Annotated in this window: 11 protein-coding genes; 5 read left to right on the forward strand and 6 right to left on the reverse strand. The window is 43.6% G+C overall.

Going from position 1 to position 16,125, the window contains the following annotated elements; translation table 11 throughout:
* Positions 1–39 precede the first annotated feature (39 nt).
* Positions 40–1,419, forward strand: coding sequence for a tRNA uridine-5-carboxymethylaminomethyl(34) synthesis GTPase MnmE (mnmE, locus tag B1A85_RS06510; RefSeq protein ID WP_104546052.1), 1,380 nt, complete (start codon positions 40–42; stop codon positions 1,417–1,419).
* 708 nt (positions 1,420–2,127) lie between these two features.
* Here the strand turns inward: mnmE and B1A85_RS06515 are convergent.
* A complete protein-coding gene (locus tag B1A85_RS06515; RefSeq protein WP_104546053.1) occupies positions 2,128–3,657 on the reverse strand; it encodes a SagB/ThcOx family dehydrogenase in 1,530 nt (509 codons plus the stop codon).
* Positions 3,658–3,994: 337 nt separating this feature from the next.
* Positions 3,995–5,758, reverse strand: coding sequence for a pyruvate kinase (gene pyk, locus B1A85_RS06525; RefSeq protein WP_104546055.1), 1,764 nt, complete (start codon positions 5,756–5,758; stop codon positions 3,995–3,997).
* A gap of 288 nt (positions 5,759–6,046) precedes the next feature.
* Between pyk and crtR the strand changes: the two genes are divergently transcribed.
* A complete protein-coding gene (crtR, locus tag B1A85_RS06530) occupies positions 6,047–6,961 on the forward strand; it encodes a beta-carotene hydroxylase (protein WP_104546056.1) in 915 nt (304 codons plus the stop codon).
* An 80-nt stretch (positions 6,962–7,041) separates the two neighbouring features.
* A complete protein-coding gene (locus B1A85_RS06535) occupies positions 7,042–8,244 on the forward strand; it encodes an anion transporter (protein WP_104546057.1) in 1,203 nt (400 codons plus the stop codon).
* Between the two features lie 83 nt (positions 8,245–8,327).
* On the opposite strand, the gene aroH is transcribed toward B1A85_RS06535, so the two are convergent.
* Entirely contained in the window at positions 8,328–8,753 is a 426-nt protein-coding gene (aroH, locus tag B1A85_RS06540; protein WP_104546058.1) for a chorismate mutase, read from the reverse strand.
* 59 nt (positions 8,754–8,812) lie between these two features.
* Positions 8,813–9,634, reverse strand: coding sequence for a signal peptide peptidase SppA (sppA, locus tag B1A85_RS06545; RefSeq protein ID WP_104546059.1), 822 nt, complete (start codon positions 9,632–9,634; stop codon positions 8,813–8,815).
* Between the two features lie 241 nt (positions 9,635–9,875).
* Between sppA and B1A85_RS06550 the strand changes: the two genes are divergently transcribed.
* Positions 9,876–10,904, forward strand: coding sequence for a DMT family transporter (locus B1A85_RS06550; protein WP_104546060.1), 1,029 nt, complete (start codon positions 9,876–9,878; stop codon positions 10,902–10,904).
* Positions 10,905–10,992: 88 nt separating this feature from the next.
* Positions 10,993–12,063, forward strand: a complete 1,071-nt coding sequence (locus tag B1A85_RS06555; RefSeq protein ID WP_104546061.1) for a glycosyltransferase family 4 protein — start codon at positions 10,993–10,995, stop codon at positions 12,061–12,063.
* A 99-nt stretch (positions 12,064–12,162) separates the two neighbouring features.
* Here B1A85_RS06555 and B1A85_RS06560 read toward each other — a convergent pair whose 3' ends face one another.
* Together B1A85_RS06560 and B1A85_RS06565 are read right to left on the reverse strand one after the other, a co-directional pair.
* Positions 12,163–14,700: a glycogen/starch/alpha-glucan phosphorylase gene (locus B1A85_RS06560; RefSeq protein ID WP_104546062.1), complete on the reverse strand. Its 2,538-nt coding sequence runs from the start codon at positions 14,698–14,700 to the stop codon at positions 12,163–12,165.
* A gap of 447 nt (positions 14,701–15,147) precedes the next feature.
* The gene (locus B1A85_RS06565; RefSeq protein WP_371681637.1) at positions 15,148–15,906 is read right to left on the reverse strand and encodes a TSUP family transporter; all 759 of its coding nucleotides are present in this window, start codon (positions 15,904–15,906) and stop codon (positions 15,148–15,150) included.
* Between the last annotated feature and the right edge of the window lie 219 nt (positions 15,907–16,125).

Raw genomic sequence — 16,125 nt, forward strand, 5'->3', positions numbered from 1 at the left:
TGTTTAGCATAGTGCAAAGAACTTCAGTTCAACGAAAGCGTGACATACGAGGGACTAGGAACAACGATCGCGGCGATCGCAACTGCTATTGTGCCACAACAAGGCAGTGTGGGTATTGTGCGGGTATCTGGTACGGAAAGTTTAGCGATTGCGCAAGCGTTATTTCACGCCCCTGGGCGACAAATTTGGGAATCACACCGCATTCTCTATGGTTATATTCGCGATCCCCAAACCAAACAAGTTGTCGATGAAGCACTTCTACTGATTATGCAAGCACCGCGTTCTTATACACGCGAAGATGTTGTGGAGTTTCATTGTCATGGTGGCATTATGGCAGTGCAGCAGGTATTACAGTTGTGTTTAGCACAAGGCGCAAGACTCGCACAGCCTGGAGAATTTACCTTACGTGCCTTTTTGAATGGTAGACTCGACCTGACTCAAGCCGAAAGCATTGCTGATTTAGTAGGAGCGCGATCGCCGCAAGCAGCTCAATCTGCATTGGCTGGATTACAAGGTAAATTAGCGCATCCGATTCGTCAATTGCGCGCTAAATGCTTAGACCTTCTTGCGGAAATTGAAGCGCGTATCGATTTTGAGGAAGATTTGCCGCCGCTGGATTATACTGAAATAGTATCGCAACTTGCAGAAGTTTTAGCACGAGTCACGCAAATATTAGCAACAGCAGATCGCGGTGAACTGTTGCGGAGCGGTTTAAAAGTCGCGATTGTCGGGCGTCCGAATGTAGGAAAATCAAGTTTACTCAATGCGTGGAGTCGCAGCGATCGCGCGATCGTGACCGATTTACCAGGGACAACGCGCGATGTTGTTGAGTCGCAGTTAGTCGTGGGTGGTATTCCAATACAAGTATTAGATACTGCTGGCATTCGAGCGACTGAAGACCAAGTAGAGAAAATTGGTGTTGAGCGATCGCTTGCTAGCGCTGCGGTGGCGGATTTAGTATTGCTGACTATCGATGCAACTGCGGGTTGGACGACGGCGGATGCAGAAATTTATCAAAAAGTACAACATCGTCCGTTGATATTAGTTATTAATAAAACTGACTTAGCTTCAGCAGAAGCCGTGAAATATCCAAATAGCATAAGTTACGTTGTGACAACTGCGGCGGCTAAAAATCAAGGTATTGAAGATTTGGAACAAGTTATTTTAACGGCAGTCCACACCGGAAAAGTTTACTCAGCCGATACCGACTTAGCAATTAATCAGCGTCAAGCCGCTGCGCTGACTCGTGCTAAAGCTTCTTTAGAGCAAGTACAACTCACAATCAAACAGCAATTACCTCTAGATTTTTGGACGATTGATTTGCGAGGGGCTATTCAAGCTTTAGGAGAAATCACCGGAGAAGAAGTTACCGAGTCAGTTCTCGATCGGATTTTTAGTCGGTTTTGTATTGGAAAGTAATTTATTTAATTTGTCTAAATATTTGGATTGCTTGTGTAGGTTGGTAATGGATAATTGGTAATAGGAAGTTCTAATAAGTCATTAAACTTGCTCGCATTTTATCTCAAGCATTAAGATCGATACCTTCATAAAGTTCAGCAATCTGAATTTGAAAGTCAAAAGCATTAAAAGATAGCGTTACTTTGGAATTTTCGTATTCTGATTCTTTTAAACAGCAAAATGTCAAATAGAAAATCAGGAGCTATACTTGGTACTCTATCAGGAGAGCTATAGAATTCATTTTTAGTTACTTGCAAAACTACTCTATCTTCATAAACAATTTTAGGTGGGTTAGTGCAAAAAGGATTGTAAGGGGCTATAGCTTCCAAATTGTCCTCCCTACTTCCCGAACTCATTTCGTAGACTGAATCTACTGTTATCACCGCCATACTGACTATACGAGTTGCAAATAGAGTCGCGATGATACTAATCGCTAGAAACTAACCCTAAATAATTACCATCTCCAGCTACAAGATAAGCGTTACCACCAATCGACAAGAGGAATGACTGAAGATCCAGATCAATTGGAAATACCTACTCACTATAGAAAAGCTCAAGAAAGAATAATTTTTATAAGTTTATGTATTAGATCGCCCTAGCCGCTATAGTTAAGATACCCAACTTAATTTATTTAATATCATAAAAGTTCCAAATATATAAGCTAATTCGTTATCGTTGCCGTCCAATTGTCGTAATATAAACGACGGCTTCTTCTGCGGGAATTCCTAATACTTCATTAACGAGATCGTCAAAAAAGCCACCGATTCCACTTACACCCAAATTGAGGTAAATTGCTGCTAAATTTAACCTTTGTCCTAGATGTCCAGCATCCATATGTAGATAGCGATAAACGCGATCGCCGTACTGCGTAACTGCTGTTTTCAAATCAGCGGTGTGAAATAAGACAGCAGCAGCATCGCGACCGAGTTCTTGCCCTAAACAGAGGTAATGCAACTCGCGGCGGAAGTTCTTAAAGCGAATTTGTCGCAATTCTTGTGCTTTGGGTGCGTAGTAATAGCAGCCTTCTTCTAACCCCCTTACTCCTGATACAGCAATAAAAGTTTCGATTAAATTCAAGTCGAAGTAATCGGGAGACTCATCTAAACCTTGTTCGACGTAATTTTGCGGTTGATACGTAAAATCAAGTAACGCTTTGAGTTCATCTAAAGTTAACTCCGCACCGCTGTAAGCGCGAGTCGAACGTCGCCGGAGAATCGTGCGTTCTAATCCTTCGAGATTTAAGCCCCAGTCGATGGGCGCCGTTGCAGTAGAAACTTTGAGACAAAAAGGAAAGTTGTACTTGTCTTCTAACGAGGTAGTAGGCGTCACTGCTGGAAACTTATCCGCCTCTGCATCAGGTTCAATTTGCGTCGCGCGGTGACAGAAACCTAAAAGTTCGCCATCAGGGATATGGGGGTAGTTTGTCTGCTTAGCAGAAGGTAAAGCTGTGATTCCTACAGGAAAATTTTGTTGGACGTCAAGTAAGTCGGCTAAGGCGACAACGGCGATCGCGCCTTCTTGTTTAGCATCGAGGTAGAGTAATTGATTGAGCGTTTCGTCAGCAAAACCGCCGATCAAATGCGCTCGATAGTCATTCAACGCACAGGCTAACTCAATATTTCCCAATAAGTGACCTGTATCGAGAAATATACGGCGATACGCGCGGTCTTGATAGCGCCATGCTGAACGATAAAAAACGGCTGTGGTGACGATCGCTAAATCGGTTTTCTCTAATGCGGAGTGTCCAAAACAAGCCGTTTGCAAAGATTGCCAGACATCATTTTCCCAGAAATGAACCAATGAATGTGTTTGTGGTTGGTAGTTATACAATCCTGCAGGAAGTAGCGGTGTTCCGCGCGAAATTAGATAAACTTCAGCCGGATACAAACCACCCGCAGAAGGTGCAGCCCGTAGATAAATTGGGTTCATCATACTAGGCAATTTTGCCGTTAGCCCATAGCTGCAAAATAAGAGTCGCGATAACCGTCGCCACCATAAGGCGACAGGTTCATCAGAAAAGGCAAGATTTTCTTCTTGGATGTAAGGTTTTAAGTCATAACTGGTACCAATTTTGTATTCTTTAAACGGGACTGGTTGCTTACTCCAATCTAGCCCTTGACTTTTAGCGGCGATCGTCTCAGGGTGATACTTAGTGCGATCGTGGTAATGTTGCGCAATTGATTCGTGATGTTCTGGCATATAGTGAGGGTTAGAAATCAGAGGTTGGAGGTTAGGGAAAAAAATGGAATATTTAAGGTTGGACTAAATGCTTTCCTAAACCCAACGCTAACACTTCGCCTTTGGCTAACACTCAAGCGTCTCTTCTATAATGTCCTAACCAAACAGACCATTGCGATAGAAGTTTAAGGTCTGTTCAACGGAAAAGACCTTAGCGGTTATACTAGGGGTCAGCTGCTATAATGTCCCAACTCTATTGACAACTAGGACTATAAACATCGATTAGCTCAATGATTAAGGGTTAATTACTTTGTGAAGAGCCGGGAAGGGGTATTTATTTTACATTGTATTAATCGAGTTAAACAACTCCTGAATAAATCAATCCCCGATGAACATCTAATGTCAATATTGCCCCGTCGCGAATGACTTCTGTAGCTTGTGTAACGCCATAAACTACTGGTACGTTCAAGCATTTGCCAATCACTGCAGCGTGACATGTTGAACTATTTTCCTCAACCACGATCGCTGCGGCTTTGCGAATTGCTTCGACATAGTTTGCATTCGTGTTGGAGGCAATGAGAATTTCCCCAGGATTAAACTTGCCCACATCCATCGCATCGTATGCTACTCGCGCCCGTCCACTTACAATACCTTGTCCAATGCCATGACCGCGACCGAGAATTGCTTTGACGACTTCAACTTTAATGAGATCTGTAGAACCGGAAACACCTTGGAGAGTCCCTGCAGTCATCACAACTAAATCGCCTTGTTTGAGCAGCTGCTTTTCCTGAGCGACATTCAACGCTGCTTGAAACGTCTGATTTGTCGAAGCTAAATCCAAAAGTAACAAGGGTTTAACGCCCCATACAAGTTGTAATTGACGCGCAATATCGACGTGTGGTGTAATTGCCAGAATTGGTGTTGTCGGACGAAACTTAGAAACATTGCGTGCAGTCGAACCCGTTTTTGTCAGCGTCATAATTGCTGCGGCTCCCAACTGTTCTGCAATCTGACCTACAGCTTGACTAATCGCATTTGGAATCGAGTGGCGGGTATCTTTAATTTTGTGTGGATTTGCAGCTATTGCTTGTTCTTGCTCAATTCTTACCGCAATTCGTGCCATTGTTGCGACAGCTTCCACAGGATACTTACCCACAGCAGTTTCGTTAGAAAGCATAACGGCGTCGGTTCCATCTAAAATCGCATTGGCAACGTCTGAAACTTCTGCGCGAGTAGGTCGCGGGCTGTGTACCATGCTGTCTAACATTTGTGTTGCTGTAATAATCGGAATACCTAAGCGGTTTGCCGTTGCAATCAATCGCTTTTGTAAGATGGGAACATCTTCAGCGGGAAGTTCTACACCTAAATCTCCTCTGGCTACCATGACACCATCGCACAGAGCCAAAATCGCTTCCATTTGTTCGATCGCTTCATGCTTTTCGATTTTGGCAATGACTGGGACTTGTTTACCGGTACTGGAAATTAAGTCTTTTACTTCTAAAACGTCTTGCGGGTTACGCACAAACGAAAGTGCTACCCAATCAACTCCTTGATCGAGACCGAACATCAAATCTTCGCGATCTTTTTCCGTCAGAGCTTTGATTGATAAATAGACTCCTGGAAAATTGACTCCTTTATTATTGGAAAGTACTCCACCCACAACAACGCGACAATGCAATTCTTGGGCAGAGGAATCGACTTCTTTAACAACCATTTCGACTCGACCGTCATCGAGGAGAATTGTCGCGCCGACAGGGACTTCTTGCGCTAAGTTATCGTAAGTCACGCAACTTTTGTGCTGTGTACCAACGATTGGCTTGCTCGTAAGGGTAAAGGCATCCCCTTTACACACGACGACTGAACCAGTTTCAAACCTTCCCAAACGAATTTTTGGTCCTTGTAAATCTTGGAGAATCGCTACAGGTTGGTCGAGTTCAAAGGCAATTTGGCGAATCATGCGGACGCTACGCAGATGATCTGCATGCGTGCCATGCGAAAAATTCAGTCGTAGTGTTGTTGCGCCTGCTTCGATTAACGCACGTAGTACTTCGGGTTGGCTGGTAGCAGGACCAATTGTGGCGACAATTTTTGTTCGACGTGGGGAGGAACCTGGTAGTTGCATTGAGGCTATTCCTGATAGTGAGGGGTCAGAGGTCAAAGGTCCGGGGTTGGGGAGAAATTATGCCTATTCTCTACATTTTGGCAACAGATGCAAACCCCAAAATTCATACTACATACGAATTCCTTCATTACAAAAATTATGAAATAGTATTAGCCCCGTAAATTTGTTTTAAGCGCGGTTTTTTCGTAGATAAATCCGCATCTATCATGACTTCTGCTATACAAAACTTTAATATTGAGATAGCCGTATCATACACTACTCAATACCTTCTGCAAAAGGAGTTTAAAAATGCTCATGTCAGAGGCACAAAAGCCAATGACAGTCCCCAAGGAGTTTTTAATGGCGCCAGGGGGTCTCAATATTACAGTCACAATGTTTTTAGCTGCAGTCGTCATGCTGGTATTGTCTAACTTAGGCTACTGGCTGTGGGAATGGCCGCACTGGTGCTGCTTTACAACGAATGTGCTGGCTTTACACATCGCGGGTACAGTCATTCACGATGCGTGTCATCAATCTGCTCACCGTAACCGCCTAATTAACGCGATTTTAGGGCATGGAAGTGCGCTGATGTTAGCATTTTCCTTTCCTGTCTTTACGCGGGTCCATTTGCAGCATCACGCCCATGTTAACGATCCCGACAACGATCCTGATTATTTTGTTTCTACCGCAGGTCCGCTATGGTTGATTAATGCTCGATTTTTTTATCACGAGGTATTTTTCTTCAAACGGCAGCTGTGGCGCAATTATGAATTATTAGAATGGTTTATTGGTCGTTTGATTGTCATCGCGATTTTCTGGGTGGCAATTCAGTACCATTTCTTGGGCTATGTGCTGAATTTTTGGTTTATTCCCTCCGCAATTGTGGGATTAGCACTAGGTTTATTCTTTGACTATTTGCCGCATCGTCCGCATCGATCGCGCGATCGCTGGACAAATGCCCGCGTTTACCCCAATCCCATCCTAAATTTATTGATTATGGGGCAAAACTATCACTTAATTCACCACCTATGGCCTTCAATTCCCTGGTACAACTACCAACCAGCTTACTATGCGACTAAGCCGCTACTAGATGCGAAAGGTTCTCCGCAAACTTTAGGCATTCTTCAAGGAAAAAAAGATTTCTGGAATTTTATTTATGATGTGTTTGTCGGTATTCGCTTCCATCATCATCAAGAGGAACTGCCAGAAGTCATTAATAAGTAGACATTTTTGTTGGGTAATGGACGCGTTTGCCAATTACCAGTTACCAATGACCGACTTTGCTACCTAGCTGCTTTTAATCTGTGGCAACTTTTTTGCACTACGCCAGCATTGGGGCGATCGCCTTAACCTACTTAGGCTTGGGTTTGGGTTACTTTCCAGGGTTACGCATGAATCGGGCGACGATCGCGCTTGTCGGTTCTGCGATTCTCATTGCCTTGGGCGTACTAACTCTTTCTGAAGCATGGCAGGCGATTGACCCCAGAACGATTGTTTTCCTGCTAAGTATGATGATCGTTAATGCGAATCTTGCTTATGCAGGTTTCTTTGAAGTCGCGCTGGCGTTTCTTTTACACCTAACGCGCAGCCCCTTTGGTCTATTAGTTGTGCTAACCTTTGGCAGCGGGTTTCTTTCGGCATTTCTGCTTAACGATACGCTAGCACTCGTCTTTACACCTTTAACACTTTCGCTCGCGCAAACGCTGAAACTCAATCCAATTCCTTATTTATTAGCTTTGGCAGCGGCAACAAATATTGGCTCGGTTGCCACAATTAGCGGTAATCCGCAAAATATCTTGATTGGTTCGTTTTCAGGAATCGGTTATGTTGAATTTGCCCGCGTTCTGGCGCCGGTAGCGGTGGTAGGATTGTGTTTGCAAATTGCGCTGTTGTGGTGGTACTACCCTGAAGTGCGATCGCTACAAGCGGTTCCCGGCGAAGCAACACCAGTTAGTTACCGCATCTATCGACCGCTATTTATCAAAAGCGTTGTTATTACCTTAGCGCTCTTGACAAGTTTTGTCTTAGGTGTTCCGCTAGCTGAGGCGGCGTTATTCGCTGCGGCTTTGTTGTTAATTACACGGCGGTTGAAACCCGAACGCGTTCTTAATGAAATCGACTGGAATTTGCTCGTGATGTTTTCCGGTTTATTTATTCTGACGCGAGGTACGCAAAAACTGAATCTGTTAGCCCCATTTACCGCGTGGGTAGACGATCCCGCTGGCTTAATCGGAGTTACCGCAATTTTATCAAATCTCATTTCTAACGTTCCCGCAGTGCTTTTGATTGAACCGTTCATTGCGCGAGAAGATACGCGATCGTGGTTGATGCTAGCAGCAGGTGCAACTTTGGCCGGAAACTTATCGTTATTTGGTGCTGTGGCTAATTTGATTACAGCAGAAGCCGCCGCGAGACTAGGTTACCAACTCACGTTTTGGGAACACTTGCGGTTTGGCTTACCGCTAACGGGGTTGACACTCACTATCGTTTATTTTTGGGTAGGTTAAAGTTGTATAGGTTTAGGGGCTTCCGACTTTCTTCGAAGCTATAGAAACTAAGTGTAACGAGCTTTTGACAGTTCGAGTTTTAACTATGCTAGTGCTTCACTAGCAGCCGATGCGCTGCGCCCCTCACTCCTCTTTGGGGATAAATTCCAGTCGGGGCGTAAGGATTTTGCACCACGCAAATAGGTGTGATAAATCTGAGTGTGCGAAATGGGTAGATTAACGTGGAGTAGTAAGCGAATACACCGTTGTAAACTACGCTCAACGTGCATTTGCTGTACATCGAGCATTGGAACGTTATCCCAGCACGGACGTTCGCGGGCGATCGCTGCGGGAAAGACAACATCAAGATCGCGGGTGACTGAGAATGTCGCACTAATAATTTGACTGGGTTCGAGTTGGTTTCGTGCTTCAATTTCTGCTAGTAGTTCTAACACGGCTTCTCGGATTGCCTCGTAGGTATTTTCTGTAACCGTTGTTGCACCGCGAATTGCTCGAACTTGCCACTCCACGCTAAATCTCCTTTTACACATTGCTTGTCGCTGCCGTCGCGCGATCGTCATTGCCAATATTACGGTCTATACAACCATAGCGGAAGACCATTGGTAGAAAGATCAAACTCTACCCAATCGATTCCAGACGATATGCAGGACGAGATTTGACTATTTCCGGAAATGAGCCGTGTCAGCAATGGCTTGCGTTCTTCTAACGTGTAACACAAAGTTTTTTCTGGATCTAGCCCTACAAGTTCTGCTGCCCAACGACGGGCATCTTCCTCCGTACCGAGACGGTCTACCACGCCTAATTCTAATGCTTGCTGCCCTGTAAAGATCCGGCCATCAGCAAAACTTTTCACAGTCTCTACAGACAAATTCCGCCCCTCAGCAACGGTTTGTACGAATTGAATATAACTAGTATCGATTAATTCTTGTAATATATTCTCTTCGGGTTGAGTTAATTCGCGGTCAAATGCCAGAATATCTTTATAGGGACCTGACTTAACAACCTTAAACGACACCCCAACTTTTTTCAGCAGGCGTTCGAGGTTATTGCCCCGCAGAATCACGCCAATACTTCCGGTAATGGTGCCAGGGTTTGCCATAATGTGATGCGCACCCATACCAATATAAACGCCACCAGAAGCGGAGATATTACCAAAGCTAGCAACAATTTTTACTTTATCGCGCAGGCGCTTTAAAGCACTGTAAATTTCTTGAGAGTCGCCAACTGTCCCCCCAGGGCTATCAATGCGTAGCAGTAAAGCAGGAAAACGTTTTTCTTCAACTGTTTTGAGGGCATCGAGGACTCGCTTGCGAGTTGCACTGGCGATCGCCCCTGTAATTTCAATTCGCGCAATTTGTTTCCGAAATGACGGCTTAAAAGGCCACACCATGAGCAGTCTAAACTGATTTGAGTAAATAAAAGGGTGATAATTAAGTCATTGGTAATGGACATTTGCAATTACCCATTACCTAAAAGATGAAGGTTGTGATATGTCATTTAGCTTACTTAATGCATACCTACGAAATCTACAACCATCTTAATTTTTTTTACCTGTGTCTGGGCTGTCTTCATGAAAATACATAATTGGTTACAATCAGAAGTATTGTGTTATCCCAGCGGTTAGTAATTGCATGCAAATCAAACTCACTGAATCTCGACTTCCCTTCGCGTCGCTTTTATTAATTGCGCCTTTTTTCTTGTGGGGAACTGCAATGGTAGCAATGAAAGGAGTTATCCCGCATACAACACCGCTATTTATGGCAGGAGTGCGGTTAGTTCCTGCCGGAATTTTAGTATTAGTAGCAGGTGCGATCGCGCGTAGACAACAGCCTCAAAGTTGGCAAGCATGGTTGTGGATTAGTCTTTTCGCACTTGTCGATGGCGCGCTGTTTCAAGGCTTCCTTGCTGAGGGGTTGGTAAGAACTGGTGCGGGTTTGGGTTCAGTGATGATTGATTCGCAACCGATCGCAGTAGCTTTGTTATCGTGTTGGCTATTCGGTGAAAGTATTGGATTTTGGGGTTGGCTAGGGCTGTGTATTGGAATTTTGGGCATTGGTTTGATTGGTTTACCAGACGAATGGTTTTTGGGCATGGCAAGTAGTCAAATTCATCTCACTTTCGCTTCTTTGGTTGACAGTGGTGAATGGTTAATGCTACTCGCTGCGCTGTCAATGGCGATAGGAACGGTGATTATTCGCTATGTTAGTCGCTATGCTGACCCGGTCATGGCAACGGGATGGCATATGATTTTAGGAGGATTGCCGTTATTCGCGCTAAGTAGTGCAGTAGAGTCACAGCAATGGGTCAATATTGATTTATCTGGCTGGATGGCGCTGGCATATTCTACGATATTTGGAAGTGCGATCGCATACGGTTTATTCTTTTACTTCGCTTCTAGCGGCAATCTCACAAGCTTGAGTTCATTAACTTTTCTGACTCCTGTTTTTGCATTATTATTTGGCAATCTGTTACTGGGTGAAGTTCTCAGTCCCTTACAATGGGTAGGTGTCAGCTTGACTTTAATTAGCATCTACCTAATTAATCAGCGCGAAGTTTTAAAAATCGGCGGTAAAATTTCTGCAGTGACAGAAGAGTTAGAAACGAACACTGTTCCGGTTTCTCTATCAATTCAAGACTCTAAGTCGGATTTACTACATTAACTCGTAATTGGGTAATTGGTTATAGGTAATAGTTGATTGATAATATTCTTTCCAGTGACCAATTACCAGTTACCCATCTAAATGTAAATTGCTAAGACTATTATTTGTTTCTACTTCAGTTGGACCGCTAGGCACTGGACTTGGTGGCGGAGTCGAATTAAGCTTATACAATATTGCCCAAGAAATGCGGCGACGCGGGCATCTGGTGCAAATTGTTGCACCTAAGGGTTCGTATTTTGAATCATTACCTGATATTGTGCAAATTCCTGGCGAGTTACAAATGATTGCCCAAAGTCAGGAACGCTGCGATCCAGTTGTCATGCCTGCGAACTCGGTATTGGCAAATATGTGGGAGTATGCGCGGCAAGTACAAACAGAGTATGACTTAATTGTAAATTTTGCTTACGATTGGTTGCCTTTTTACCTTACACCATTTTTCAACCGTCCGATCGCACACTTTGTCAGTATGGGATCGCTGTATGAAGCGATGGATCAAATTATCCAACAAACAGCTGAGCGCTTTCCTGGGACGATTGGCTTTTACACCGCATCGCAAGCAGAAACGTTTGCGCTAAATTATGAATGTCCGTGTTTAGGAAGTGGAATTGATTTATCGCTATATGAATTTTGCGCGCAACCACAAAAATGTTTAGCCTGGTTAGGCAGAATTGCACCTGAAAAAGGTTTAGAAGACGCAGTCGCTGCGGCGAACGCGACGCAAATTCCCTTAAAAATCATGGGGAAAATGCAGGATGAAGCTTACTGGCAAAAAGTTTGTGCTGCTTATCCCGATGCGCCAATTGCATATTTAGGTTTTCTTTCCACATCCGAAATGCAGCAGCAAGTGCGTCAATGTCAAGCGTTATTGATGACTCCGCGTTGGGTAGAAGCTTTTGGAAACGTTGCGATCGAAGCGCTAGCGTGCGGCGTTCCTGTCATATCTTACCGTCGCGGTGGTCCAGCAGAAATTGTGCAAGATGGAAAAACAGGTTTTTTGGTAGAACCTGATAGTGTTGGGGGGTTAGTGAATGCGATCGCCCGCCTCGCAGAAATTGACCGTTACACTTGTCGTCAGCAAGCCGAAACAGAATTTTCCTTAGAAGCCTTGGGCGATCGCTTCGAGAAGTGGTTTCGCGATATTTTAGCGAGAGGTGATTAATTAGTTATCAGTGGCTATTGAGGAATTGAGGAATTACCGAGTATAGATAGTAAACAATATTCTCCTGTGCACCCCTACCCCTGCTCCCTCTGGTCCTCTTTAGAGTGTAATTGGTCGCATGTTCTCTTTTGCTTGAATACATTCACCAAGTTCAATGGGTACTGGCTGGATATGCCAAATGTCTTGACAGTAATCGCGGATTGAACGGTCGGAAGAGAATTTACCCATACGTGCTACGTTTAAAATGGACATCCGCGTCCAGCGATCGCGATCGCGGTACACTTGACTAACGTAATCTTGACAATCAATGTATGCCTGATAGTCAGCCAATAGCAGATACTCATCGCGGTGCAAGAGTGAATCTAGCAAAGGCTTGAATAGCTGAGTATCGCCGTGCGAAAAGTGTCCTGAGGCAATGCGATCGATAACGGCTTTTAGTTCGCGATTGCTATGGTAGTAATCTAGCGGACGGTAGCCTCTGGCTTTGAGTGCGTAAACTTCCGGCGCGGTGAGTCCAAAAATAAAGAAGTTCTCTGCGCCGACTTCGTCACGCATTTCGACGTTAGCGCCATCGAGTGTACCAATTGTCAAGGCTCCATTCAAGGCAAACTTCATATTACCTGTACCAGACGCCTCTTTACCCGCCATCGAAATTTGTTCGGATAAATCTGCAGCCGGATAAACGCGTTGAGCAAATTTAACGCTGTAGTCTTTTAAGAAGACAACTTTGAGGCGATCGCGTACGTCGGGATCGTTGTTAACAACATCGCCAATCGAGTTGATTAACTTAATAATCAACTTTGCCATGTAGTAGCCAGGCGCAGCTTTACCACCAAAGATAAAGGTACGCGGCGTGATGTCAATATCAGGATTGGCTTTGATGCGGTTATATAACGTGATAATGTGCAGAGCGTTGAGATGCTGGCGCTTGTACTCGTGAAAGCGTTTTGCCTGAATATCGAAAATCGAGTCGGGGTTGACTGTAATGCCGTTTTGCTTTTGGATGTATGCCACTAAGTCGTGCTTAATCGCAGATTTGATCGATCGCCACTGATGACAAAACTCAGGATCGTCTACAAACGCTTCTAATTGCTTGAGATCTTCTAAGTGCTTAATCCAGCTATCGCCGATTTTGCTAGAAATTAAGTTGGTGAGTCGCGGATTACTCAACACCATAAACCGTCGGGGAGTGACACCGTTGGTTTTGTTGTTGAACTTCTCAGGGTACATTTGATAAAAGTCGCGCAACACATCTTGTTGCAACAGTTTGGTGTGTAAGGCTGCAACTCCATTAATAGAGTGGCTACCAACGCACGCTAAATGTGCCATGCGGACGTATTTTTCTCCTGATTCGTCGATCAACGACATGCGACGCAGGCGATCGCTATCTCCAGGAAACTTAGCTTTGACTTCTTCTAAAAAGTGATGGTTAATCTCGTAGATAATTTCTAAGTGCCGAGGTAGTAAATCTCTAAACAAGTTAATTGGCCAGCGTTCGAGTGCTTCTGGTAGTAATGTATGGTTGGTATAGGCAAGCGATTTTTGCGTGATACTCCACGCTTGATCCCAGCCCATATCATGCTCGTCAATGAGTAGTCGCATCAATTCCGCAACAGCGATCGCAGGGTGCGTGTCATTAAGTTGAATGACAAACTTTTCGTGAAACTTTTCTAACGGCACATTTTGGCGGAAAACAATGCGAATCATGTCTTGCAGCGAACACGATACAAAGAAGATTTGCTGCGCTAGTCGCAGGCGCTTACCTTGCGAAGAATCATCATTGGGATAAAGTACCTTAGAGAGGTTTTCTGAAACCATCTTTGCTTGTACCGCACCCAAGTAGTCACCAGAGTTAAATGCTGCAAAGTCAAAGGATTCTGGAGCTTCGGCTGTCCACAGCCGCAGAGTATTGGCGGTATTCGTCTTATACCCAAGAATCGGCGTATCGTGCGGTACGCCTTTAACAACTTGGTAAGGAATCCAGCGGACTCGGTAGCGTCCGCGTTCGTCGGTGTAAGCTTCGGTATGTCCGCCTAGTTTGACGTAAACTTCCCACTCAGGACGCGCAATTTCCCAAGGATTACCGCAGTGTAGCCACTTGTCAGTAATTTCAACTTGCCAGCCATCGCGGATATCTTGGTCAAAAATGCCAAATTCGTAGCGAATACCATAGCCTAATGAAGGAATCTCCAGTGTTGCCATAGAATCAAGGTAGCAAGCCGCCAAGCGTCCCAAACCACCGTTACCAAGTCCTGGTTCTTCTTCTTGTTCGAGTAAATCTTCTAAGTCTAATCCTAGTTCGCTTACAGCTTGTTTAACTTGGTCGTATATTCCTAAGTTGACTAAGTTATTACCAAGATGCGGTCCCATGAGAAACTCAGCCGAAAGGTAGGATACTGTGCGCGAAGCCCTTTCGGTATAAATGACAGCAGTATTAATCCAGCGTTGCAGCAAGCGATCGCGTACTGTATACGCCAATGCCATATAATAATCATTTTTTGTGGCAATTTTGGGAAACTTGCCTTGCACGTAGAACAGATTATCTAAAAAAGCTCGCTTTAAGCATTCAACACTTAATCCTGTCCGGTCGTCTTCTATCTGTAAGTTCTCTACCTGATGATTCGGTACAGTCTGCATTATAGGTTCCTTTTTTTACTTAAATTTCAACCATAGCGATTGCAGTTACTTCTAGTCTTGCTACCATTGTTCCGAGGTAATTATTGCTGTATTTGTTACCATCGCAGGTCTTACCAGGGTGTAGAAGTTGGCAATGCGGGAATAAGCGTTAACACGAAACATCAACTATGGTACTCGCGATGAGTTCACAATCAAATAAATTTGCTGAAAATCACAAAAAATCTCAGCCCAGCAAGTAGACTGAGAACCAATTTGGAGTCGAGCACGATCGGCGATCGCCTACTTTATACCGCAGCACAGCAAATTCTAGCGCAAAGCGTTGCCATACTTATATTGTATTGATGTGTTACTTGTGTTTAATCCGTTTATTCCGAATCCTCTATTTGACGCACGCGCCGACGTCTTGTCACCTAGAAACCCTTATTAAACATCAATACTGTAATATTTTTAACTAAATACTATATCATAAGCTAGCTTAAATATTAAAGTAGAGACTATTATCAAAAATAAGTTGCGAATAAATTTATTACCTTTGAGTATAGCTAGTTTAGTACCAATAATTGCTCCGCCAATATTACAAATAGCCATAGGAATAGCAAGATTATAAATAACATTACCGCTAGGAATAAAATAAACTAAAGCAGCCAAATTAGTACAAAAATTTACAACTTTTGCAGAAGCTGAAGCCCGTAAGAAATCAAAACCAATTATCCCGATAAATGCAAAAATCAAAAAACTTCCTGTTCCCGGTCCTAAAAAACCATCATAAAACCCTATAGAAGCTCCGATGATGACAGCATAAATTATTTTTGTCTTAGCTTCATGAAATTTATGTTGCGTTCCAAAATCTTTCTTGATAAATGTGTAGATAGCAACAGCAATAAGAATTAACAAAACTAACGGACGCAGCAAATTAGGATTGATAATGCTAACAGTTTTAGCTCCAATAAAAGAAAAGATAAAAGCAGCGATCGCAGCCGTTGTAACGATAGCAAAATTCATCTTAATCTGCAGCGAAAAACGAATAAAGGCAACAAATGTCCCTGCAATAGAAGCAAGCTTATTAGTTCCTAACAGGAGTGGTAAAGCTGTATTGGGCAATATAATAAAAAGTGCTGGAAGCTGAATTAAACCACCACCACCCACAACTGAGTCGATTAAGCCTGCTAAAAAAGCAAACAGACATAAGCTAATTATTTGAGTAATATCATGCATTACAATTATGTTACTAAAAGTGAAAAAATTGTCTTGATTGTCTTCATCAATAAAACAACCATAATCCAATTGTGCTAATTCACAGAATCTCGATATATCATTATAAAAAAATCGAGCGTTCTTGAAAATCCGGAAACTCAAATATATCTACTTCAGATGCTTCTACAAAGATCAGAAGTCAAAGTTCAAATAAAAACTATAAGTATAGTT

The sequence above is a fragment of the Chroococcidiopsis sp. TS-821 genome (assembly GCF_002939305.1).
Lineage (GTDB): Bacteria > Cyanobacteriota > Cyanobacteriia > Cyanobacteriales > Chroococcidiopsidaceae > Chroogloeocystis.